The organism is Comamonas sp. A7-5, from assembly GCF_039581385.1.
GTDB lineage: Bacteria > Pseudomonadota > Gammaproteobacteria > Burkholderiales > Burkholderiaceae_C > Comamonas > Comamonas thiooxydans.
In genome coordinates, this window is sequence record NZ_JBCPWO010000001.1 from 482,454 (window position 1) to 505,737 (window position 23,284).

20 protein-coding genes and 2 tRNA genes are annotated in these 23,284 nt (G+C 61.0%); 10 read left to right on the forward strand and 12 right to left on the reverse strand.

The window, feature by feature from the left end:
• Positions 1–66: 66 nt before the first annotated feature.
• The 4 genes from AAIL67_RS02175 to AAIL67_RS02190 all read left to right on the forward strand — a co-directional run bounded on the left by AAIL67_RS02175 (position 67) and on the right by AAIL67_RS02190 (position 1,844).
• Positions 67–492 (forward strand): NfeD family protein, encoded by a 426-nt coding sequence (locus tag AAIL67_RS02175; protein WP_063660854.1) that lies wholly within the window; start codon positions 67–69, stop codon positions 490–492.
• A 90-nt stretch (positions 493–582) separates the two neighbouring features.
• Complete coding sequence (locus tag AAIL67_RS02180) at positions 583–1,503, forward strand: stomatin-like protein (RefSeq protein WP_003063190.1); 921 nt, start codon at positions 583–585, stop codon at positions 1,501–1,503.
• A 92-nt stretch (positions 1,504–1,595) separates the two neighbouring features.
• Positions 1,596–1,686, forward strand: a tRNA-Ser gene (locus tag AAIL67_RS02185).
• A 67-nt stretch (positions 1,687–1,753) separates the two neighbouring features.
• Positions 1,754–1,844, forward strand: a tRNA-Ser gene (locus tag AAIL67_RS02190).
• A 362-nt stretch (positions 1,845–2,206) separates the two neighbouring features.
• On the opposite strand, the gene AAIL67_RS02195 is transcribed toward AAIL67_RS02190, so the two are convergent.
• The 6 genes from AAIL67_RS02195 to AAIL67_RS02220 all read right to left on the reverse strand — a co-directional run bounded on the left by AAIL67_RS02195 (position 2,207) and on the right by AAIL67_RS02220 (position 12,404).
• Positions 2,207–4,669, reverse strand: a complete 2,463-nt coding sequence (locus tag AAIL67_RS02195) for a TonB-dependent siderophore receptor (protein ID WP_224650515.1) — start codon at positions 4,667–4,669, stop codon at positions 2,207–2,209.
• Between the two features lie 136 nt (positions 4,670–4,805).
• Positions 4,806–5,822, reverse strand: a complete 1,017-nt coding sequence (locus tag AAIL67_RS02200) for a FecR domain-containing protein (RefSeq protein ID WP_343483292.1) — start codon at positions 5,820–5,822, stop codon at positions 4,806–4,808.
• A 3-nt stretch (positions 5,823–5,825) separates the two neighbouring features.
• Positions 5,826–6,308, reverse strand: coding sequence for a sigma-70 family RNA polymerase sigma factor (locus AAIL67_RS02205; RefSeq protein WP_343483366.1), 483 nt, complete (start codon positions 6,306–6,308; stop codon positions 5,826–5,828).
• Between the two features lie 312 nt (positions 6,309–6,620).
• Positions 6,621–8,036, reverse strand: coding sequence for an efflux transporter outer membrane subunit (locus tag AAIL67_RS02210; protein WP_343483293.1), 1,416 nt, complete (start codon positions 8,034–8,036; stop codon positions 6,621–6,623).
• Complete coding sequence (locus tag AAIL67_RS02215) at positions 8,033–11,179, reverse strand: efflux RND transporter permease subunit (RefSeq protein WP_343483294.1); 3,147 nt, start codon at positions 11,177–11,179, stop codon at positions 8,033–8,035. The genes AAIL67_RS02210 and AAIL67_RS02215 overlap by 4 nt, the downstream gene beginning before the upstream one ends.
• 64 nt (positions 11,180–11,243) lie before the next feature.
• Complete coding sequence (locus AAIL67_RS02220) at positions 11,244–12,404, reverse strand: efflux RND transporter periplasmic adaptor subunit (protein ID WP_063660849.1); 1,161 nt, start codon at positions 12,402–12,404, stop codon at positions 11,244–11,246.
• A gap of 193 nt (positions 12,405–12,597) precedes the next feature.
• Here AAIL67_RS02220 and AAIL67_RS02225 point away from each other — a divergent pair, with 193 nt between their 5' ends.
• Entirely contained in the window at positions 12,598–13,161 is a 564-nt protein-coding gene (locus AAIL67_RS02225) for a TetR/AcrR family transcriptional regulator (protein ID WP_003063204.1), read from the forward strand.
• 129 nt (positions 13,162–13,290) lie between these two features.
• Positions 13,291–13,683 carry a VOC family protein gene (locus tag AAIL67_RS02230; protein ID WP_057092062.1) on the forward strand — a complete coding sequence of 131 codons (393 nt, stop codon included), beginning with the start codon at positions 13,291–13,293 and terminating at the stop codon, positions 13,681–13,683.
• Between the two features lie 53 nt (positions 13,684–13,736).
• Here the strand turns inward: AAIL67_RS02230 and AAIL67_RS02235 are convergent, their stop codons facing one another.
• The 5 genes from AAIL67_RS02235 to phaR form a co-directional block, all read right to left on the reverse strand.
• Complete coding sequence (locus AAIL67_RS02235; RefSeq protein WP_343483295.1) at positions 13,737–14,993, reverse strand: tetratricopeptide repeat protein; 1,257 nt, start codon at positions 14,991–14,993, stop codon at positions 13,737–13,739.
• A gap of 418 nt (positions 14,994–15,411) precedes the next feature.
• Positions 15,412–15,804: a VOC family protein gene (locus AAIL67_RS02240; protein ID WP_343483296.1), complete on the reverse strand. Its 393-nt coding sequence runs from the start codon at positions 15,802–15,804 to the stop codon at positions 15,412–15,414.
• A gap of 150 nt (positions 15,805–15,954) precedes the next feature.
• Complete coding sequence (locus AAIL67_RS02245) at positions 15,955–16,719, reverse strand: SDR family oxidoreductase (protein ID WP_045839077.1); 765 nt, start codon at positions 16,717–16,719, stop codon at positions 15,955–15,957.
• A 143-nt stretch (positions 16,720–16,862) separates the two neighbouring features.
• Entirely contained in the window at positions 16,863–18,245 is a 1,383-nt protein-coding gene (locus AAIL67_RS02250; RefSeq protein ID WP_034351768.1) for a DUF1329 domain-containing protein, read from the reverse strand.
• Between the two features lie 215 nt (positions 18,246–18,460).
• The gene (gene phaR, locus AAIL67_RS02255; protein ID WP_012837888.1) at positions 18,461–19,006 is read right to left on the reverse strand and encodes a polyhydroxyalkanoate synthesis repressor PhaR; all 546 of its coding nucleotides are present in this window, start codon (positions 19,004–19,006) and stop codon (positions 18,461–18,463) included.
• Between the two features lie 262 nt (positions 19,007–19,268).
• Between phaR and AAIL67_RS02260 the strand changes: the two genes are divergently transcribed.
• Entirely contained in the window at positions 19,269–19,760 is a 492-nt protein-coding gene (locus AAIL67_RS02260) for a hypothetical protein (RefSeq protein WP_034351767.1), read from the forward strand.
• Positions 19,761–19,822: 62 nt separating this feature from the next.
• On the opposite strand, the gene murB is transcribed toward AAIL67_RS02260, so the two are convergent.
• Positions 19,823–20,920, reverse strand: a complete 1,098-nt coding sequence (gene murB / locus AAIL67_RS02265) for a UDP-N-acetylmuramate dehydrogenase (RefSeq protein WP_034351763.1) — start codon at positions 20,918–20,920, stop codon at positions 19,823–19,825.
• A 103-nt stretch (positions 20,921–21,023) separates the two neighbouring features.
• Between murB and AAIL67_RS02270 the strand changes: the two genes are divergently transcribed.
• The 3 genes from AAIL67_RS02270 to AAIL67_RS02280 all read left to right on the forward strand — a co-directional run bounded on the left by AAIL67_RS02270 (position 21,024) and on the right by AAIL67_RS02280 (position 23,282).
• Complete coding sequence (locus tag AAIL67_RS02270) at positions 21,024–21,509, forward strand: YajQ family cyclic di-GMP-binding protein (protein WP_003063225.1); 486 nt, start codon at positions 21,024–21,026, stop codon at positions 21,507–21,509.
• Between the two features lie 126 nt (positions 21,510–21,635).
• A complete protein-coding gene (locus tag AAIL67_RS02275; RefSeq protein ID WP_063660998.1) occupies positions 21,636–22,274 on the forward strand; it encodes a TIGR02281 family clan AA aspartic protease in 639 nt (212 codons plus the stop codon).
• A gap of 15 nt (positions 22,275–22,289) precedes the next feature.
• Positions 22,290–23,282, forward strand: coding sequence for an HD domain-containing phosphohydrolase (locus AAIL67_RS02280; protein ID WP_034383801.1), 993 nt, complete (start codon positions 22,290–22,292; stop codon positions 23,280–23,282).
• Positions 23,283–23,284 lie beyond the last annotated feature (2 nt).

The following is a 23,284-nucleotide window of genomic DNA, read 5'->3' on the forward strand; positions in this document are numbered from 1 at the left end:
TTGAAACAGGCTGTTTTTAACCCAGAATGTGGTGCACTAAATACAGGCCTTAACAGGAGCTCAGGTATGGATCACTCCACCGCGTGGTGGTTGCTTGTCGGTTTGCTGGTCATTGCGGAGCTGTTGACCGGTACTTTCTATCTCCTCATGCTGGCTCTTGGTGCCATTGCCGGTGCGCTTTGCGCTCACTTCGGTCTGGGCACCAGCAACCAGATCGTCGCCGCGGCCCTGCTGGGCTCCGGCGCCGTCCTCGTCTGCTATCTGCTGCGCAAGCGCAGCCCGCGCAGACAGCCAGCTTCCAGCAATCGCGATGTCAACCTGGATGTGGGCGAAACCGTGGTCATCGAACAGTGGAACACCGACGGCACGGCCCAGGTCCGCTATCGCGGCGCCACCTGGACCGTCATGGGGCGCCAGGGCGCGCTGCCCATCCCGGGCCCGCATCGCGTGGCCGAAGTCATCGGCAACCGCCTGCTGGTTGACAAGATCTGATCATCGACCGGCCCCGGCATGGTTATGCTGGACGCCGGAACGCTTCGCTCTCTTTCTTCACACCAACGCCCCACAAGGGCTGGAGACAATATGGATTACGCAGTCCCTCTCGCCATCGCCATCATTGCCGTCATCTTCATCGTCCGCTCGATCAAGGTGGTTCCCCAGCAGCATGCATGGGTCAAGGAGCGTCTGGGCAAATACGCAGGCACGCTCACACCCGGCCTGAACTTTCTGATCCCGTTCGTGGACCGCATCGCCTACAAGCACAGCCTCAAGGAAATTCCCCTGGACGTGCCCAGCCAGGTCTGCATCACGCGCGACAACACGCAGCTGACCGTGGACGGCATTCTCTACTTCCAGGTCACCGACCCCATGCGCGCCAGCTATGGCTCGTCCAACTACATCATGGCCGTGACCCAGCTCGCCCAGACCTCGCTGCGCAGCGTGATCGGCAAGCTGGAGCTGGACAAGACCTTTGAAGAGCGCGACATGATCAACGCCCAGGTCGTCAATGCCATCGACGAGGCCGCGCTGAACTGGGGCGTTAAGGTGCTGCGCTACGAAATCAAGGACCTGACGCCGCCCGCTGAAATCCTGCGTGCCATGCAGGCCCAGATCACGGCAGAGCGCGAAAAGCGTGCCCTGATCGCAGCTTCCGAAGGTCGACGCCAGGAACAGATCAACATTGCCACCGGCGAGCGCGAAGCTTTCATCGCCCGCTCCGAAGGCGAGAAGCAAGCCGCCATCAACAAGGCGCAAGGTGAAGCTGCCGCCATCACCACCGTGGCCGAAGCCACCGGACAGGCGCTGGAGCGCGTGGCCACGGCCATTCGACAGCCCGGTGGCGAGCAGGCCGTTCAGCTCAAGGTGGCTGAGAGCGCCGTGGAGGCCTATAGCAAGGTGGCAGCGGACTCCAACACCACTCTGGTCATTCCTGCGAACATGACCGAGGTCTCCGGCCTGATTGCCTCTGCCATGAAAATGGTTCAGGTGGGCAAGAGCGCCTGAGCCTGCTCGCTTCAGGCTGCGTGCAGAAAAGAACTTTCTGCACTTTCATTTTGAGGTCGAAATTTCTGGTTAGAATAGCGGCTTCATCACACGGAGCGGTGGATGAGTGGTTTAAGTCGCACGCCTGGAAAGCGTGTGTGGGTTAATAGCCCACCGCGGGTTCGAATCCCGCCTGCTCCGCCAGATTTTAAAATCAAGTCGACCACACTTGGTTTTTTACTTCAGAAATGAAGTATTTTGGGATCGCTGTGGAGCGGTGGATGAGTGGTTTAAGTCGCACGCCTGGAAAGCGTGTGTGGGTTAATAGCCCACCGCGGGTTCGAATCCCGCCTGCTCCGCCAAATGACAAAAGGCCTTGAAGAAATTCAAGGCCTTTTTTCTTTGGTGCGCTTCTCCCCTGGAAGGAGATTTGAATGGACCTTTCAGCGATGGCTGCGCTATGTTCATCCAACTCAGCCCCGGCGAATACCACGGGAACTAACAGCCCATGCGTACCAAGCAACTGCTTCAGGCTAGGCATCACACAAACAGCCGCAGTGCTCAAGCTGCCTGCTGGCAAGCCCAGCGCAGCAAGTACTGACGCGCTGAATGGCAACGCCAACCCAGACGAAAAGCGATAGCTCCGCCCCCGCTTGTGCGCCTGGGCTCTCGAGCCTGTATTGCCCCGGCTTTCAAGGGCTACCCAGCCCCCTTGGCATGGAGCTCAGAACTTGCCGCGCAATGTCAGCATCACATTGCGCGGCTCGCCATAGTAGTTGGAGCCATAGGCCGCCCAGACACGCTGGTAATACACCTTGTCAAAGACATTGTTGACGGTCAGCGTTGCATCCAGATTCTTGTTGAAGCGATAGCCGATCTGCAGTGCAGCCGTAGTCACCGGACCCTGAGAGAACTTCACGTCACCATTGAGGCGGTACATCCGACTGACGCTGCGCAGACCGCCACCCACACTGAAGCCTTCCAGAGGCCCCGAACCGAACTGGTAGCGTGTCCACAAGTTGAAGCTGTGGCGCGGAGCGATGAAGGTATAGAGCTGAGCCTTCTCGTCCGGTGTTCCTTCCAGCGTTTTGGTCTGTGTGTACGCGTATCCGACAGCGAGATTCCAGCCCGGAGCTATGCGACCGTTGATTTCCGCCTCCACCCCCTGGCTTCGCATCTTGCCAGCGGCAAGGGAAAACAGCGGATTGGCCGGATCGGTCATTGCACGATTGCTGTCTTCCATACGGAAAACAGCCGCACGGGCATTGAGCTGTTTGTTCAGCCACTCGCCCTTCAGGCCTGCCTCGTACTGCTGGCCCACTCGTGGGCGCAATGTCATGCCCTCAGCATCGCTGGCAGTCTGCGGCGCGAAAATGCGGGTGTAGCTTGCATAGGCAGACAACTGCTCGCTCAGGTCGAACACGACTCCCGCATAGGGAGTGAACTTGCCGCTGATGCGCGTATCGGTTTCGGAGAACTGGTTGAAATAGGCGTTGCGATTGACGGCATGGTTGTCCCACCAGGTCATGCGCCCTCCCATGCTGAGCAACACGCCGCTGGCCGGGCGCAGATTGATTCGTCCATAGAGCCCGTACTGCTCGGTTCGGTTGTCGTTGCCGTTGGAGAAGCTGTAATTCGCAGGCTTGGGAACGTTGTTGTCGGGATCGAAGATATTGATGGGAGCACCGTCTCCGCCGCCGTATTTGAAGCTCTTGTGCACCTTGCGATAGTCCGCTCCCAGCGTCAGCTCATTATTGGATGAGCCCAGCGCGGCAAACGGCGTGGTGATGAGGCCGTCAAGGCCATGGGTCTTCCAGTGGCTGCGGTAAGCCCAGCTGATGAGGCAGCTGTCGCCGGTAGCTGGGTCGGCCGCGCAGTCCGACCAGCCGAAGAGACGAGAGGGCTCATCCTGCTCCCGGTAGGTCGCATTGAGCTTGATCTGCCCGCCATTGTCCAGGCGATGCTGAAATTCTGCGAAGTACTCGGTGTTGCGTTCCGTGATGTGGTTCCAGATGGGATCCAGATAGCTGGAGCGCGGAATATCCAGCAGGCGGCCATCCGGATAGGCTGGCAGGCCGAAGGCGGGACGCCCCTTGTATTGCTGATGGCTGGCTCCGGCGGTAAGCGTGCTTGACGGAGTGAGGTCGGCTTCCAGCACGCCATAGATCAACGGCTTCCTGGAGTACACATGATCCACAAAAGAGCCCTGGTCCTGGTAGGCCGTGACAAGACGCCCGCGTATGCGTCCATCACTGCTCAGAGGCCCGCTCATGTCCGCCTCGGCGTAATAGCGATTCCAGGAGCCGGCCGATAGTTGCGTGCTGAACTCCCGCTGTGCCTTGGGGCGCTTGCGCACAAGATTGATGGAGCCGCCAGGGTCGCCGGCCCCCTGGAACAGTCCTGCAGGACCGCGCAGGACCTCAATACGGTCGTACATGGCCATGCCGAATCCGCTGGAAAGATCATTGCCGGTGCTCGCAGGAGTGTTGACACCGTCGATCTGCACGGTATCCACCGCGTAGCCGCGCAGGTAGAAATTGCCATGATTGCCTCCGGTGCTGCCGGGCTCCACGGTGACGCCGGGCACGGTGCGCATGGCGTCATCGAGACTCTGGATATTCTGGTCCTCGAGCATCTGGCGCGTCACCACCGACACCGACTGCGGAATTTCTCGCAGACTCTGTGCACTCTTGCCGATCGTGACGAGCTGTGCAGCATAGGAGCCCGTGCCTTCCGAGAAGGTCGATGCTTCGGCCGCAGCAGTCACCAGCACTTCCGCCAGACTGGGGGCTGCACCCGCCACCACAGGAGCCTGAGTGCTTTTGCGCAGAATGAAAATACCGGGCTGGGTTTGCGCGACCTCAAGCCCGCTACCACGCAGCAGCTGCGCAAAGCCCTCAGCGACGGCAAATCTGCCATTCAAACCAGCCGTCTGGAGCTCCCCGGTCAGTGCAGAGTCCGCGGATAGCGTCACCCCCGATTCCCCCGCAAAGCGCGCCAGCGCCTGGCTCAATGGCCCCCTGGGGAGACTGTACTCTCTCACTTGCTGACTACTGGCGGAGCCCTGACTCGACTGGGCTTGGACGCCGCTGGCACCTGCCACCCCGAGCAGCAGGATCAGCGCAGCTTGAACTGCGTTCTTTTTGAGGCCCAGGCTCTCGACGGGCACAAAGGAGGATGAAGGCACTGAAATTTGCCCGGGAATATGCTGCGCCAAGACCATGGAGTAACCCTTTTTGAAAATGCCGATAAATGTGTTGCCTTTCTTGTATGACCGGCGTCCTGGCAAAAAGGGGACATGGAAGGTGAAGAAATCGAGTGCTTCAGCGCGGCACGATAGTCACCCAGTAACGCGAGCGCTGCAAGATTCTGATGGGCATGGAGGCAGCCAGCGCCGCCAGCGCCTGATCCGTATCGCGCAGTTGAAAGGCTCCGCTCACAGGCAGCGCAGCAACAGCCGGATCGCATCGCACGATGCCCGGGCGATAGCGCGAAAGCTCGGCAGCAAAAATCCCCAGCGGTGTCTTTTCCGCATAGAGCACCCCGTGAGTCCAGCCATCGGAGGCCAGGCCGGCTGCTTCGGGTACGCCGACCTTCCCCGCGCTCATCTGTGCCTGCATTCCCGCGTCGATGCGCACGCTTGTGTCGTCGTTGACAGGACTCAACTCCACCGCTCCTTGTTGAACCGCAATGAGACAGCTGTGTTCCGTTCGCGCAAAGGGCGGCGCGATGCGCACGGTAAAACGCGTCCCCAATGCCCGGACCGTTCCTTGCGCTGTCTGAACCAGAAAAGGCCGCAGCGCGGCATCGGCAGCAGTCTGCACCCAGATGGCGCCCGCGCGCAGGATCAGGCGACGCTCCGATGATGTGAACGCCATGTCGACGGCGCTGCCGGTATCCAGCTGGATTCTGCTGCCGTCGGCCAGCGTCGATTCACGGCTCTCTCCCGTGTCGGTACGCATGTCCGCCGACCATTCATGCCAGGGCGCAAGACGCCAGGCCCCATAGCCGAGCGGCCCCGCCACAATCGCTGTAGCCAGCAGCCGCGTGACGGCACGCCGCTGCGAGCGATTCGCCTCGCGCAGCGCTGCAGCGCTCAGACCGCCCAGCGTATTGCCTGCTTCGGCACTGTTGCCGGCCCGGGTTGCATTCAGTTTGCCAAGAACCAGTTCGGCCCGCTGCCAGGCCATTTCATGACTCGGATCCGAGTTGCGCCAGCGCATGAGTTCTGTATGCACTGTCTTGTCGCCAGCGTCGGCATGCAGCCGCACAAGCCACTGTGCAGCCTGCCGTGCTGCGCTCGGATCGATATCCAGAGCCGGAGGAGGTGCAATAACCATGACTCAAATCACCAGCAAAATGCACTGCTCGAATGCTTGGGCCATATAGCGCTTGACGGTGCGAGACGTGACTCCCAAGCGCTCTGCCACCCGTGCATAGCTCAGACCATCGAGTTGGGATAGTAGAAACGCCTCGCGCACCTTGGGTGGCAAGCCGTTGAGCATGGCATCGACCTGATGCAATGATTCCAGCACCAGCAACTGCTGCTCGGGCGAAGGCGCCAGAGGCTCCGGCAACTGGGCCATCGCGTCCAGCCATGCCTGCTCCAGCGACAGCCGCTGCACATGATTGATGAGCAGATTGCGCGCCACCGTGGTCAGATAGGCACGCGGTTCGCGTAACACCAGCGCGCGCTGCTCCGCCTGGGCAGCCAGCACTCTCACAAAGGTATCTTGCGCAAGATCCGCGGCATGATCAGCTCCGCCGAGCTTGCGCCTCAGCCAGCCCAAAAGCCAGGGGTGATGCTCTCCATAGATCGCGGCCATGTCGGTCAAGGAGTGAGACGGGTATGACAAGATACGACAGCTTACATTTTTTGATAATGAGAATTATTATCGATCATTGAGAAAAGTGAAATAGCTGTGGTTTTTTCGGGATGCTCGACCCACGCTGTCATAGACTTCATCGCCGACGAGATTCAGCGGCCTATTGCGAGCCGCATTGACTTGGATGGTCGGGTCAGAGCCTGGAATTCAGGCCGTCCGCCCGTTCTTGACTCGACTGACCAAGTCCTGTGCTCCTTGGTCCATAAGCCGCAGCCAATGCACCGCCAACCAAGCGGCCGCACTGGCGCCTTCTCAGCCCTGGGCGACCGGACCGACCTGCCAGCCGCCACCCAAGGCCTTGAACAGCGTGGCCAGGGCCATCTGTCGCTGCGCGCTGACCTCGATCAGTGCCATCTGCTGCGCAAAGTCCGTGCGCTGTGCATCCAGATAGCGCAGATGGCTATCCAGCCCTGCGCGATAGCGCAGCTCGGCGAGCTTGAGCGTATTCGCGCTGGTCTGCACCAGCCGCTGGCGGGCCAGTTCCTCGCGCCTCAGGGTCTCGACGGAGACCAGCGCATCGCTGACTTCACGAAATGCCGTCTGAATGCTGCGCTCGTAGCTAGCTATCGCCATGTCCTTGCGCAGCTGCGCGATTTCCAGATTGGCGCGATTGCGGCCGCCATCAAAAATCGGCAGGCTCAGCTGCGGCATGAAGGACCAGGAGCGCTGACCGCCTGCAAACAAATCGCCAAGCTCTGCACTGGCCGAGCCATAGGAGCCCGTGAGCGAGATGCGCGGGAAAAACGCGGCCCGCGCCGCGCCAATGCTTGCATTGCGTGAGCGCAGCTGATATTCGGCGGCGCGGATATCGGGGCGCAGCACCAGCAGATCTGAGGGCAGACCCGGGCCTATCTCCTGCACCAGGGGCGTGGCGCTCAGATCTGCTGCCGGCTGGACCCTGCCATCACCCACCAGCCAGTCCAGAGCATTGCCGGCCTGGCGCAGCTCGCGCTCGAAGCGCTCGACTTCGGCGCGCGCCAGCTCGAGCTGTCCTTGCGCCTCCTGCTCGTCCAGACGGCTTGCCGTGCCGGTCTTGCGACGCTCGCTCATCAGCTGCAATTCCTTCTCGCGCGCCTGCAAGGTACGAAGCGCCAGGGCCTGACGCTGCCGCGCGCTGTCCTGGGCCAGCGAGGCCTGGATCACTTCGGCGACCAGACTGATCTGCACGCTGCGCGCGGCCTCTTCGGTGGCCAGATACTCCATGAGCGCGGCCTCGGACAGCGAGCTCACGCGGCCGAAGAGATCGAGCTCGAAAGCCATCAACCCGACGCCAGCCTGATAGTTGCTCTGCACCCTGGCCGCTCCCGTGCCGCTCAGGTCGGCAGGCAGGCGCTGGCGATTGCCGCCGGCCTGAGCTTCCAGACCGGGCAGTTGGTCCGCACGCTGCACGCGATAGGCCGCGCGTGCGGTCTGAACATTGAGCAGTGTCTGACGCAGATCGCGGTTGTTGGCCAGCGCCGTTTCGATACGCGAGCGCAGGCGCTCATCGATCACGAAATCCTTCCAGTGCAAGCTCTGCATCGATGCAGCCGAGGCCGATGATGCCGCGCTCCAGTTGCCGGGAATGGGCGCAGCAGGCCTTTCATAGGTCGGTGCAAAAGAGCAGCCGGCAAGCATCGCGGCAATCAGCGTCAGCGTCGCGGTACGCATGGGGTTTCGCCCGTTCATGCGGGTTCTCCTTCGGAGTCTGTGTTTTTTTCCTCCGGCACTGCGCGGCGCTTGCGCCGCAGCGAGAGCACGAAGACAAAGAAGATGGGCACGAACAGCACGCCCAGCAAGGTGGCGCTGAGCATGCCGCCGATCACGCCGACACCGATGGCGGCCTGGCTGGAGGCCCCCGCCCCGCTGGCCAGCGCCAGCGGCACCACCCCGAGGATGAAGGCCAGCGAAGTCATCACGATGGGTCGGAAGCGCAAACGGGCTGCCTGCAATGCCGCTTCCGCCAGCGAATGGCCGCGCTCGTGCAGGTCCTTGGCGAACTCCACGATCAGGATGGCGTTCTTGGCCGCCAGGCCGATGATGGTGATCAGGCCGACCTTGAAGTACACGTCGTTCGAGAGACCCAGCGCCGAAGTGGCCAGCACCGATCCCAGCGCACCTATGGGCACGATCAGCATCACGGCTGCGGGAATGCTCCAGCTTTCGTACAGGGCCACGAGCAGCAGGAACACCACCAAGATCGCCAGTGCGAACAGCTTGGGGGCTTGTGCGCCAGCGGCCTTTTCCTGATAGGACAGTGCCGTCCACTCGTAACCTATGCCGCGCGGCATCTCACCCAGGATGCGTTCGAGCTCGGCCATGGCCTCACCCGTGGTGTGGCCGGGCTTGGCATCGCCCGCGATACGGAAGGCCGGATAGCCGTTGTAGCGCGAGATCTGCACCGGCCCCTGCTCCCACTCCACGCTGGCAAACGAGGCCAGCGGCACCTGCTCGCCCTGGGCATTGGGCACATACAGCCGCAGCAGGGCCTCGGGCGTCATGCGCGCTGCCGTGTCGGCCTGCACCACCACGCGCTGCAGGCGCCCGGCATTCGGAAACTCGTTGATCACGGCCGAGCCATAGGCCGTGGACAGCACGGCGCTGATGCTCGCGAAGCTTACGCCCTGGGCCTGGGCCTTGCGTCGGTCTATGTCCAGGCGCAGCTGCGGCGCGTCTTCGAGGTTCTCCATCATTGCGTAGGCGATCACCGGCGAGGCATTGGCCTTCTTCAGCAGCTCGTCGCGCGCGGCAACCAGGGCCTCGCGACCCAGATTGGCGCGGTCCTGCAGACGCAGCGCAAAGCCGCCGGAATTGCCCAGGCCGTCGATGGGTGGCGGGTCCACCGCCATGGCCGCACCATCGGACAGACTGCCGAAGCGCTGATTGAAGGCCTGGACCTCGTCCCACGACGCCTGGCCCTTGCCGCGCAAGGACCAGTCCTTGAGCGTGACGAAGGCCATGGCCGCGTTCTGCCCCATGCCTGAGAAGCTGTAGCCCATCAGGAACTCGGCCTGGGCCGTGGCGGGGCGGCTTTGCACATAGGCTTCCATGTCGCGCACCACGGCCTCGGTACGTGCTTCGGTTGCACCAGGAGGCAGTTGCACGCTGACGATGTAGTAGCCCATGTCTTCATAAGGCACAAAGGACTCGGGCATGCGCGTATAGGCAAAGCCCAGCCCGCCCACGATGGCCGCATAGATCAGCATATAGCGGCCTGTGCGCCTGACCAGACGCTGGTTGAGCAGCGAAAAGCGCTCGGTCAGCTTGGCAAAGTGGCGGTTGAACCAGCCGAAGAGGCCTTTCTTCTCCTTGTGGTGATCCTCGGCAACAGGCTTGAGCAGCGTGGCGCACAGCGCCGGCGTGAAAGTCAGCGCCAGCAGGCCCGAAAACAGGATGGAGACCGCCAGCGACAGCGAGAACTGGCGGTAGATCACGCCCACCGAGCCGCTCATGAAGGCCAGAGGCAGGAACACGGCCACCAGCACCAGCGTGATGCCGACGATGGCCCCCGAGACCTGCTGCATGGCGCGCGCGGTGGCGGCTAGCGGCGAGAGCCCCTCCTCGGCCATGAGGCGCTCCACGTTCTCCACCACCACGATGGCATCGTCGACCAGAATGCCGATGGCCAGCACCATGCCGAACATGGTCATCATATTGACCGAGAATCCCAGCGCATACATCACGGCCAGGGTACCGGCCAGACACACCGGGACCACGATGGTGGGAATCAGCGTATAGCGCAGGTTCTGCAGAAACAGCCACATCACCAGAAACACCAGCACCACGGCCTCGACCAGGGTCTGGATCACCTTGCCGATGGCGACTTCGACAAAGCGCGAGGTGTCGTAGGGCACTGCGTACTGAATATCGTCGGGGAAGTTCTGCGACAGCTCGGCTAGCCTCGCCTTGACCGCCTTGGCGGTCTGCATAGCATTGGCACCAGGTGCCAGTTGCACGGCGGCCGCCACTCCTTTGTGGCCGTCCTCGCGCGAGGCAAAGCTGTAGTCGAGCTGGCCGACTTCGAGACGCGCCACATCGGCCAGGTGCACGGCCGAGCCATCGGCCCTGGCCTGCAGCACGATCTGGCCGAACTCCTCGGGCGAACTCAGCGTGCCCTTGACGGCAATCGTGGCGCTGAGCTCCTGCTCGGACGATCCGGGCTGGCTGCCGAAGCTGCCTGCCGGCACCTGGGCGTTCTGCGCGGCAATGGCCGCATTCACGTCCGCCACCGACAGGCCGTAACCCAGCAGCTTCTGCGGATCGACCCAGACTCGCATGGCGACATCGGCGCCGAAGTACTGCACCTTGCCCACCCCGGGCACGCGGCGGATCTCGTTATTGATGTTGCGCACCGCATAGTCGGAGAGGCGGACCTCGTTCTTGCCGCTGTCGTCACCCTTGTAGGTCAGCGAATAGATCATCAGGAAATTGGCGCTGGCCTGCTCGACCTGCAGACCCATCTGCATCACCGATGCGGGCAGTCTGGCCTCGGCCTTCTTGATACGGTTCTGCACCTCGACCTGGGCCAGTGCGGGATCGGTGCCCGGCGCGAAGGTAGCCGTGATCTCGGCCAGGCCCGTGGCACCGCTGGACGAGTCGAAGTACAGCAGACCCTTGGTGCCGTTGAGCTCCTCCTCGATGACACTGGTCACCGACTCCATCACCGTAGTGGCCGATGCCCCCGGATAGGTTGCAGAGATGGAGATCTGCGGCGGAGCCACGTTGGGAAACTGCGCCACGGGCAAAGCCGGGATCGCCAGCAGGCCGGCCAGCAGGATGAAGATCGCGACCACCCAGGCCAGCTTGGGGCGATCAATAAAAAACCGGGACATTGTCTATCCTTGAATAAGGCTTGTCTTTTTGGCATTCAGCGCTTGCAGGACCAGCGCATAGTGCTCATTTCTTTTCCGTGACTTCCGCATCTTTGACAGCGGCAGCTCTGATCTGCACCTTGGTGCCGGGCACGGCTGCCGCAAGGCCTCCGACCAGCACTCGGGCGTTTTCCTTCAAGCCCTCGGTGATATGCCAGTCGGAGCCGTACATGGCGCCAGTGCTCACCTTCTGGGATTGCACAATGTCGTTCTCGTCGAGCACCAGCACATGGGCCAGTCCGTCGGCGCCGCGCTGCACCGCGCGCTGAGGCACGAGAATGGCCGCAGGATCCTCGCCCAGGCCCATGGTCACGCGCACATACATGCCGGGCAGCAGCAAGCCATCCTTGTTGGGGAATTCACCGCGCAGTGCAAGCTGGCCGGTGCCGCGATCCACCGTCACATCCGAAAACAGCATGCGTCCCTGGCGCTTTTCGTCCAGGCCGTCCGCCACCAGCGTCACTGGAGCACTCTTCTGCGACTGCTCTCCCTGTTGCTGTGAACGCAAGCGCGTGGCCAGCGCTGCGGTCTGGCGGAAATCGGCATAAATAGGGTCAAGCTGCTGTATCACTGCCATCGGTGTGGCCTCCCCCTGGCCGACCAGGGCGCCTTCCGTCACCAGCGCACGGCCGATGCGGCCCGCAATCGGAGCCCTCACCGTCGCATAGTCCAGGTTCAGGCGTGCTGCCTCTACTTCGGCCTGGGCCGATTGACGCGTAGCCAAGGCGCTGTGCAGCGCGGCCTTGGCGCTGTCGAAATCCTGGCGACTCACAGCTTCCTGTTCCACCAGCGGCTCATAACGACGCACCACGGACTGAGCATCGGAGAGCGCGGCCTCGGCTCGCGCCAATTCGCCCCGGGCCCGCGACAGCGCCGCGCGCAGCGGTGCAGGGTCGATGTTGAACAGCACCTCGCCGGCCTTCACATCGGCACCTTCTTTGAAGTTACGGCTCAGCACGATACCCGGCACCCGCGCACGCACCTCCGCCACACGTACGGGCTCGATGCGCCCGGGCAGCTCAGCGCTGAGGCTCAGCGCCCTGGGCTTGACGGTCACCACATCCACCAGTGGCAATTCCTGAGACGGTCCGCCCGCTTCCGACTTGATGCAGCCGGCCAACATCATTGCGGCTGCCAATGCGGCCAGGGCCGACCAGGCACGCACATTCTGGCTTTTCTTCTTCATGGCTTTTGAGTCTTGTCAAATCTTGAAAGAAGCGCATGATGCATGAAAATATTTTTTGAATCAAATTTGATTCATTAAGACCTATATTGATTCATGGCATTTTGATACCAAGTAAAGTTGCTATCCCAAGCTTTTAGGCCCGCCGCTTGAATCAAAATAGGTTCATCCGTATCCGCCCCAACCGGAGCCACGAATGACGACCGCCCCCCACGACAACACAGCAATCCTCCCCCCACTGGCCCTGGCCCTGGTCAACCACCCGCGCGCCACGCTACAAGAACTGGCCAAGGCCATAGGCATCAGCAAGGCCACGCTCTATCGCTTCTGCCCCACGCGCGATCTGCTGATCAAGCGCCTGCTGGAGCAAAGCCTGCGCACGCTGGACGATGCGCTGGACGAAGCCCGCATCGAGGAAGGCCCGGTGCTCGAGGCCCTCAAGCGCCTCAATGCCAAGCATCTTGAACACCGCGAATTCACGCTGTTCCTGACCTATTACTGGAATGAAGTCGAAAAACCCATGGAGGAAAATGCGATCTGGGAACCCAAGGTCGACGCTTTTTTCCTGCGCGGCCAACAGGAAGGCGTGTTCCGCATCGATTTCAGCGCCGCAACGCTGACCGAGCTGTGGCTGGGTACCGTGATCGCGCTCATCGATGGAGAGCGCCGCGGTCGCATCCCGCGCGCCCCGCTGGCACAGCTTGCCGAGCAGGCGTTTTTGCAGGGAGTCATGCGCCAGGATGGGACGGCGACAGCCTGACAGAATCGACCCCGACTGCGGCCTTACCGGCCATGCCGGCCTCCAGCTGCACCATGGTCATGCCGTTCCCCTGCAACGCGATCTCGCGTGCCTTCACACTCGTTTTCACAACCAGAGAGTAGCCTTGTCATGATCAGTCACCTCGACCACCTGGTTCTCACCACGGCCAACGAAGCCCAATGCATACGCTTTTACACCGAAGTCCTGGGCATGCGGCTGGAATCCTTCATCGGCGGCACCCCGGCCGTGGAGCGCAAGGCCTTTGTGTTCGGCCGGCAGAAGATCAATCTGCATGTGAAAGGGCGCGAGTTCGAGCCCAAGGCCCACACGCCTGTGCCCGGTGCCCTTGATCTGTGCTTTCTGGCCTCGGTGCCGCTGGACGAGGTTATCGCGCGTCTGCAGCAGTTGTCGGTTCCCATCGCCGAAGGCCCTGTGATGCGCACCGGTGCCACATCGAAAATCCGCTCCATCTATGTGCGTGACCCCGACCTGAACCTGATCGAGATCTCGGAGCCGGCCTAGCCGCCCTCGCGCTGGCAAGCCAGGGCCTCTGAAAACGGCCCCCGCTTGTCAGCTCAGAGCTGTGCCAAAGCCTTTTTTGCCGGTGCATGGCCTTGCTCTGCGGCGCGCTGCAACCACTCACGAGCCTGCTTGGCATTCTTCTTCACACCCAGACCGTCCCGGTACAAAGTTCCCAGCGCGTACTGGGCCGGGGCATCCTGCTGCTCGGCGGCCAGACGGTACCACTTGAGCGCCTGAGCCAGGCTCTTGCCCACACCCTCGCCGTTCTCGTACAAGGTGCCCAGGTTGTACTGGGCCTTGGCATAGCCTTGATTGGCTGCCATGGTGAACCACTTGGCGGCCTCGGTGTAGTTGGGTTGCGCAAAGCCTTTGCCCAGATATTGAAAGACACCGACGTTGTACTGGGCCAGAACATTGCCCTTGAGAGCCGAGTTCAGGTTCTCCATGTATTCCATGGACTGCGCAAACTCTGCGGACTTTGGCGACGAAGCGGAGAGCTGCTCCAGCCGCTGCGCCGCCGCTGCATGCTGGTACTTCAGCGCCTGGGTGTAATAGGCGATCGCTTCTTTTTCGTTGCGATACTCGCCCTCGCCCTGCTCGAACAGGCGGCCCAGTTCATAGTAAGCCTCGCCCGAGCCGCGGATGGCAACAGCGTGCAGCAGCAGCGCGGCCCGCTTGTAGTCGGGGGCCACACCCTGGCCTTCGAAGCAAATCTTTCCCAGCAGCAATTGGGCCTTCTGCACGCCTTTGTCTGCCAGCGGGGTCAGCCATTTCGCAGCTTCGGCACGATTCTTCTCCACGCCTTCGCCAAGGTAATACATCTCGGCCACGGTGAACTGCGCAAGCACATCGGCTTGCTGGGCCGCCTTCAGATACCAGCGAAACGAGGCCTGCAAATCCTGGGCAAGCAACTCGCCTTTGCGGTAGACAAAGCCCAGGCTATTTTGTGCCGTTGCAGAGCCCTGTTGCGCGGCGCGCTCCAGCCATGCGACACCTGTTGCGGCATCCTTCTGAACCGCTTCGCCTTTTAGATAAATAGTTCCCAGCAGGTTCTGCGCATCGAGATTTCCGGCGTTTGCAGCCTGATGAATGTGTGCCAGGCCTGCCTCAGGATCCTTTTTCACACCTTCGGCACCCAGCACATAGACCAGACCCAGCAGATACTGGGACGGCGCATGATTGTGCTCTGCGGCCAGCCGCAGCCAGCGCAAGGCATCGTCGGCATTCTTTTCCACGCCCTTGCCGTAAAGATAGGCTTTTCCCAACTCGTACTGTGCCGCGACATCTCCTGTCTTCGCGGCATTGACCATTTCGCTGGGCTGAGCCTGCGCACAACCCAAAACTGACAGCCAAGCCGACAGAACCAAAGCACCAGACCATCGCGCAAGCATTGCTTCCCCTGTTCACAAAAAAAAGGGGAGTATATAGAAGCAATACCTTGCCCATAAAGCGTTGGCAGCTATCAAAACCATACTGCCCCACCTCAGCACGGAAATGACTGCCGATGGAACTCGTCCTTAACTGTAGTCACAGAGCCGCTATACGCCCGCGAAGTCTCTCTTGTCTCGGGACAGCATTGCTGCTTGATGCTCGCCCTGGCGGCAGCACAGAGATCTGCCCGGTCAAACTCCGCCGGAGTGCAATTTGCGTCGCATGTTCGCGATATTGCAAACAGTGCGGAAAGCCAGGCCCGGACCTTGCACCTTTGCGGGCAGGCATCTCTGCGGATCAGGCAGTCATGGGCGTACAAAGCTCCACCACGCAGCCGTCGGGGCAACGCAGATAAGACACCATCTGACCCCAGGGCTTGGCCGTCGGAGCGGCCATCTCGATGGCGCCGGCGCTCAGCGCGTTCCGATGAGCCTGCACGACTTCCTCCGTGACCAGCGCGATTTCAAATCCCAATGGCTTGGCAGCGCTGTGCGCTTCGACATGGCCTCCAGGAAAATTCAACGCGCCCAGCTCATGGGCGGCAAATGCCAGCGTGGTCTGCCCTGTCTCGAGCTCGCCGTAGGTTCCGGATTCATGCAGAAAACGCTGTTGTATGCCGAATGCCCGGCTAAAGAATTCCAGCGATGCCGAGACATCCGGGACGTAGATGATTGTGTAACCCAATTTCATGAAGGCATCCTCTCAAAACCCAACCGAATTTGAACGGTCGCATCTTTACCGCTCAAGACCATTGCCTGCATCATCCTACTCAGCAAAAACGGCAAAGGCCTTGAAACGCTTCAAGGCCTTCCGGGGGAACGGTCAGACTCAAGCTCTCATCTATAGCCCCATGCCCAGAATCGAGTTATCGGCATGCAGCTCGCTACCGCTCATGACACTGGACTCGTCGCTGGCCAGGAACAGCACCAGCTGCGCGATGCGCTCAGGCATATAGGCGCGGCCGGCGCGGTTGAGTTTGGGGTCGTGCAAGACCATTTCCTTGCTCACGCCCTTTGGCAGCGAAGCCTGCATCATGGGCGTATAAATGCCATCGGGATGAATGGAGTTGACGCGAATCGCATAGCCTTGCTTGCGACAGTTCAGCGCAGCGGCGCGCGTCAGCGCGGACACTGCAGCCTTGCTGGCGCTGTAGCCGGCATATTGCTCCACGGGCAGCCAGCTGGATACCGAAGCCATATTGATGATGGAGCCACCGGCCTGCTTCATCGCCGCAATGCCCTGCTGGCAACCGATGAAGACCGACTCGGTGTTGATCTTGAGCAGGCGGCTGAAATCCTCCAGACGCCCTGTTTCCATATCACCAGGCAGCAGGATGCCGGCATTGTTGACCAGCACATCGAGCCTGCCAAGACGTTGCTGCACCGCCGCCATCACAAGCGTCCAGTCCGTCTCGCTGCTCACGTCATGGCGAACAAACATGGAGCCTTCGCCCAATTCAGCCGCCAGTTGCTGCCCCGCCGTTTCATTGATATCGCTGAATGCGACCTTGGCGCCTTCACCAAGAAGCAGCTTCACCACCTCCAGACCCACACCGCTGGCACCACCAGTGACCAGCGCCACCTTGCCCTGCAAACGATTTGTCATCTACGTCTCCTCTTGTTTTTCCAAGCCCTGAGCAGGGCATTGCTACTGCCACATAAAAAAGGAGGCGCAAGCGCCTCCTGACTTGAATGGCAAAAGCCCGCAGCCACACAAACTACGCCACAAGCTGTTTGCCGGATTCATTTTTAGTTGCCTGCGTTACGCGCTGCTTCGGGCGTAAACATGGCTGCAGTCATATTGCCCTTGTTCAAGACGGGACCCTGGGGGCGCTCCTGGAACAGGTTGTAGGCCACATAGCCGCCAGAGTTCAGGTCGTGATAGAAGCTGGTGCCCGCATGCCAGATCCTTGCGTCGAAGGCGTAGTAATGATTGACCACCGCCTGCAGCCACAGCTGGCCGCGTGCATCGTAGTAATCGCTCATCAGTGCCTGCCCGGTATCTTCATCGAGGAACAGCACGCGCTTGCCGAACATGTGGCGGTAGCCATCCTTGAGCGAAGCCTCAAGCACCCAGACCCGGCGCAGCTCGTAGCGCATGTAGTCGGGGTTTTCATGACCAGGTTTAAGCAGATCGGCATACTTCACGTTGCTGCCGTGAATCTTGTAGGCATTGGCCGGCACATAGACTTCCTTCTTGCCCAGCGACTTCCAGTTGTAGCGTTCTGGCGAGCCGTTGAACAGGCGATCGGAGTCAATCGTCAGCTTGCCACCGGTGCCCGACAATGGCTGGTCAAAACCGTACTCGGGAATCTGGCGCACACGACGTGTGCCGGGGTCATAGCTCCAGCCCAGGCGCTTTTCCTTGCCAAACTCAACCGGCTCGGAAACCACGCTGACGCCGCCTTTCTCGCGTTCGGGCAACTTGACCGCATTCATGCCCTGGGACATGGGACTGCCCAGTGGCTGTCCTGCGTTGGCCGGGTCGTTGATCTGACTGAAAGCGCGATTGTCGGCACGACCCCAGACGATGCTGCCATCGGCCAACACATTGGCGTTGTCACGCAGCGTGTGTTCGGTGAAAGCACGCGAAGGCAGCAGATTGTTGAAGGCCAGCTCAAGGCCATTTCTGGGGAACGGGAAGGGCAGCGCCCCCTTGACCGCACCCGTTGTGCCCTGACCGTCTGCGTTCATCACGGCATCCTGGGCATTCTTTCTGGCTGCCGCGCAGACGGCATCCGAGAAGCGAAAGTCACGGTGGCCCTGATAGACCGGAATGCGATAGGTCTTGGGGTATTTGGCAAACATGGCCTTCTGCCCCTCGCTCAGGCGCTCGCCATACTGCGCCAGATTCTCAGCCGTGATGGTGAGCAACGGCTTTTCACCGGCATAGGGGTCCACCGGGTGCTGGCCAGCATGCGGGTTGTATTGAATGCCAGGCGGCGTACCCAGCCATTTGCCCGTGAACTCGGGTACACCACTGGCTGTACCCGCTTTTTCTCCTCCCGTGCAGGTCAACGACTTGCCCAGCCTGGCCAGCTCATCGGGCGTCGCCTTGGCCCACGCCCCCCCCACAAACAATACACCTGCAGCCAAGACCGCCAGCAAACGGGGTCCCTCTCCTAACTTCATGCCTAGTCTCCTTGGATGCATCCGCCATGCATCTACCTGTCATTGAACTTCTCTTATCGTTCTTCTTCCTTGCCCACTCGCGATTCGGAAGCAACGAAATCATTGTTCGACCGGCGACAATCGCAAACATCGTCAATTAGGACTAGCGCAGGCAGACGCCAGCAACAGACACAAAAAAGCGGGCCATTGGCCCGCTCGGGAAAAGCAGTTTTCGTTCAGCGCTTGATGCCGAACACACCCAGCATCTGCTCCGTCTGCTTTTGCATCTGCTCCTGCATCTGCGTGAACATGTTCTGGGACTGCTCCATATAGCTGCCCATCAAACCCTGCATGGCTTGAGGCTGCATGCTCATGAACTGCTTCCAGGCCTCGGGGTTCATGCCCTGGGACTGGCCCGCAAGCTTGCTTTGGAAGTCCGTGAACATCTGCACGTTCTTTTCGATGTAGCTCCCCATGAAGCCCTGCATGGCATGACCGTAGAAGCGAATGATGTTGGCCAGCATTGCCTCGGAGAACATGGGGGCTCCACCCGCTTCTTCTTCCAGAATGATCTGCAGCAGGATGGAACGCGTCAGGTCTTCATTGGTCTTGGCATCCCTGATGACCACCGGCTCGCTATCCATGACCAGCTGCTTGACCTCGGCCAGAGTGATGTATGAAGAGGTATTGGTGTCGTAGAGGCGGCGATTGGGATACTTCTTGATGATTCGCTGGCTCCCCACCTGGACATCACCCTCTTTGCCCTCTTTGCTTTCTTGCATCGCAAGTCCTTTATGTTCTGGGGGTCGGCCCCGTCGTCAATTGAGCTATTGCAGTGCAACAGATTTTAGGCAGTGCACAAGCCGCATCGGCAAGCAGTAACCCTGACAACCCTGCTTGTCCGTGTTGCAACAAAGTCGCACCACCGTCACAGCCAGCATCAGGTCTTTGCCATTTATTCACAAAAAACAGTTTGCCGTCTATCGAAATCAAGCTTGCAGAAGGTTTACAGTGCCTCTCGTTGTTTGACGAAAGGCTCAACGGATGATTACCACCAAAACACGCAATGCTGTTTGTCTGACCGCCCTGCTGGCTGCCGCCGGCTTCATGACTGCAGCACAGGCCCAGCCCGATGCTGCTGCGGCCGATGCCGCCAAGCCCGCTGCGCCGCAGGCAGCACCCGCAGCTCAGGCAGCCCCTGCCAATGTGGATGCCGCTGCCGCAGACGCCGCATTGCGCAAGCGCCTGCAGGCAGTTGTCGCAGCCATGGACGGCAAGTCCAAGCTGGCTGCCAACAATTTCAACGAGGAGTTCCTCAAGAACTCCCCCATCGACACCGTGCAGAAAGCCCTGGACTCCGTGCGCACCGGCGTCGGCAGCTGCCAGGCGGTTGGCCGCATGGAAAGCTCCACACCTCTGGCCACCAGCGTGCTGCTGAGCTGCACCAAGGGCTTTGTGCCCATGGAACTGGCGGTCGAGCCCAAGGCTCCTTACCGTATTTCGGGCATTTTGCTGCGCCCGGCCTTCTGGAAATAAGCGCTTTTCACCATCAAAAATGGAGCCTCCTGGCTCCATTTTTTTTGTTGGTACCGACAAAGTCAGATCACCACCGGCTCGGGCTCCAGGCGAATGCCAAAGCGCTCGTAGACACTGGTCTGAATTGCCCCTGCAAGTGTCATCACCTCGCCGCCGGTCACGCTGGCGTCGAGACTGTGGCGATCTCCGCGATTGACAAGCACCAGCGCCTGCTTGTCGTAGACGCCCGCGCGGCCCATGGTCTTGCCTTTCCAGCCGCAGGCATCGATCAGCCAGCCGGCCGCCAGCTTGATGGAGCCGTCATCCATGGGATAGTGAACAATCTTGGGCTCGCGCGCGATGATGTCCGCGCATTGCTCGGTCGTCACCGTGGGATTCTTGAAGAAGCTGCCCGCATTGCCGATGACTTCGGGGTCCGGCAGCTTGGCACGACGAATCTCGCAGACCCATTCAAAGATCTGCTGTGCAGTCGGCTGCTCTATGCCTTTTTCTGCCTGCTTGCGCTGCAGATCGAGATAGCCCAGATCCGGCTGCCAGCTCTTGGGCAGCGCCAGACGCACCCGGGTGATCACCGCCCGTCCTTTGAGACCCAGGCCGCGCGGGACAGCCGTCGAGCCCGTCACGGGCCAGTACTTGGGCTGAGCCGGTGCATGTTTGAACACCGAGTCACGGTAGCCGAAGGCACATTGCGCGGCATTGAGGCTGAACTGCTCGCCGGTGACCAGATCGATCGCGTCCAGGGAGTCGAAGCGATCCTGCAGCTCCATCCCGTAAGCGCCGATGTTCTGCACCGGGGCCGCGCCTACCGTGCCTGGAATCAGGGCCATGTTTTCAAGGCCTGTATAGCCCTGGGCCAGCGTCCATGCCACCATGTCATGCCAGCGCTCGCCCGCCCCGACCTCGACAATCCAGTGCCTGTCGGTTTCGCGCAGCAGCCGCATGCCCATGATTTCCATCTTGAGCACCACGGGGGCCACGTCGCCCGTCAGCACCACATTGCTGCCACCGCCAAGGACGAACACAGGCTGCCGCCCCCATAGCGGGTCGGCGAGAAACTGACGGATATCGTCCTGGCTACGAATGCGCACCAGCGTTTCGGCGCGCGCGGCAATGCCAAAGGTGTTGCAATGCTGCAGGGGAACATTTTTCTCGACTAACATCCATCCAATTGTCGCACTGCGCCTGCTCTGCTGCTGGCAAGCAGCACATCACGGCCCGGCGCACTGTGGCTGTTTACCGCTCTGATACTGATAGGAATTACACATGCCTTCTTTTGACACTGTTTGCGAAGCCGATTTCGTCGAAGTGAAGAACGCCGTTGACAACGCCACCAAGGAAATTGGCACCCGTTTCGACTTCAAGGGCACATCGGCCGCCGTCGAACTCAAGGACAAGGAAATCACCATTTACGGCGATGCCGAGTTCCAGCTGCAGCAAGTCGAGGACCTGCTGCGCAACAAGCTGACCAAGCGCAATGTCGATGTGCGCTTCCTGGACATCCAGAAGGCACAGAAGATTGGCGGCGACAAGGTCAAGCAGCTCATCAAGGTCAAGAACGGCATCGAGTCCGAGCTGGCCAAGAAGATCCAGAAGCTGATGAAGGAAAGCAAGCTCAAGGTGCAGGCTGCCATTCAGGAAGAGAAGGTCCGCATCACCGGAGCCAAGCGTGACGATCTGCAGGCGGCCATGGCATTGATCCGCAAGGATCTGGCCGACCACCCTCTGTCGTTCAACAACTTCCGCGATTGAATGAAGCCCCCCCTGCGCAGCTCCGCTGCTTCCCCTTCCCTCGCCTTGCGGGAGGGGGGCGAGGCCGTTGCCACAGGGCGACGCGGCCAGCTCAGCTCCTTGCCCCGCGCCTCTCGCCTGCGTCGCATGGGGCTCTTGCTTTCAGTCGCTGTGGCCTCCAGCAGTGCCTTTGGACAGTCCGTAGCCCTGACCGGCGTGCTGGGCAGCAAGGCCTTGCTGGTCATTGATGGCAGTGCCCCCAAGGCGCTGGCCGTCAACGAAAGCCACAAGGAGGTGCGCCTGCTGCAGATCAGCGGCGACTCCGCCGTGGTGGATATCAAGGGCCAGCGCCAGACCGTGCATCTGGGAGCAGCTCCGGTCAGCGTGGGCAGCAGGGGCGGCATTGGCGGCGCCGCGCGCTCGGGCCGGCTGATCCTGATCGCCGACTCGCGCGGCCATTTTGTGGATCGAGGCTATATCAACGGGAAAACCATGCAGTACATGGTGGACACCGGCGCCAGCACCATTGCCATAGGCCGTGCCGATGCCGATCGCATGGGACTGCCCTACGAGCAGGGTGCCCCCGTCCTGATGCGCACGGCCAACGGCACTGCCCAGGGCTGGCGCATCAAGCTCGACAGCGTCAGACTGGGCGAGATGGAGGTCTACGGCATAGAGGCCGTCGTTGCCCCCCAGTCCATGCCCTATGTGCTGCTGGGCAACAGTCTGCTGACCCGGTTTCAGATGACCCGCAAGGGCAATGAGATGGTTCTGGAAAAGAACTGAACCCGCCTCTCGCCCATGCACGCACGCTACGACGACCCCTATGAAGACCTGCTGGGCCTGTGGTCGGATCTGGAGGCCGCACTCGCGGTTTTGCTGACCGAGCCGCTGCGCATCCCCGGCTTTGCCATCAAGCTGCACCAGCTTGATCTATGGCTGCAAGACCTCATCACGCAGGACAGCGATGCCGCGCTGTATCTGATGTTTCAGCGTGCCAGCTCGACAACCGTGGGCTATAGCCCGTCTCACGCCGTGGTCTGCGCGGGCCTGTGCCATATCCTTGCCAAGGAGCTTGACCTGCCTCAATCCGAGCGCGACACGCTGATCCAGGCCGCTCTGACCATGAACATCGGCATGACCGTGCTGCAGAATCAGCTGGCCGAGCAGCGTACACCGCTGAGCAGCCAGCAGGCCGAAGCTGTCAAGCAGCACCCCACAGAGGGCCGGCTGATGCTGGAGCGGCTCATGGTGCGTGACCGACTCTGGCTGGACACCGTGCAATACCACCACGTGGTGCTGCAGCCCGCGCCGCTGGCACAGTTGCAGCCGCTGGAGCGTCTGGTACGCATTCTGGGCACGGTAGACCGATATGCGGCCCTGATCAGCCCACGCAAGACCCGTAGCGGCCGCTCGGCTACCGAGTCGCTGCAAGTGCTGCAGCAGGGCGGCCAATACGCCGATGAGGTCAAGCAGGCCTTGATCGATGTCGTGGGCCTGTACCCGCCCGGCACCTATGTGCAGCTGGACAATGGCGAAGTGGCCGTGGTGCTGCGCCGCGGAAAAAGTCTGGAAGAGCCCGAGATTGCCAGCGTGATCGACCGTGACGGTCACAGCATGTACCCGCCCATCTGGCATCTGGACGGGCGCAGGCCGGCCATCACCTCCGCGCTGGCTCGTTCGTCGCTCACGCTGGATCTGGACCTGCGCTCCATGGCACAGCTGGGCATTCACAGTGCACGCGGCAATGCGGAGCTGTACCGCATGGTGAAGCTGCCGGGTAGCAGACGCTGACC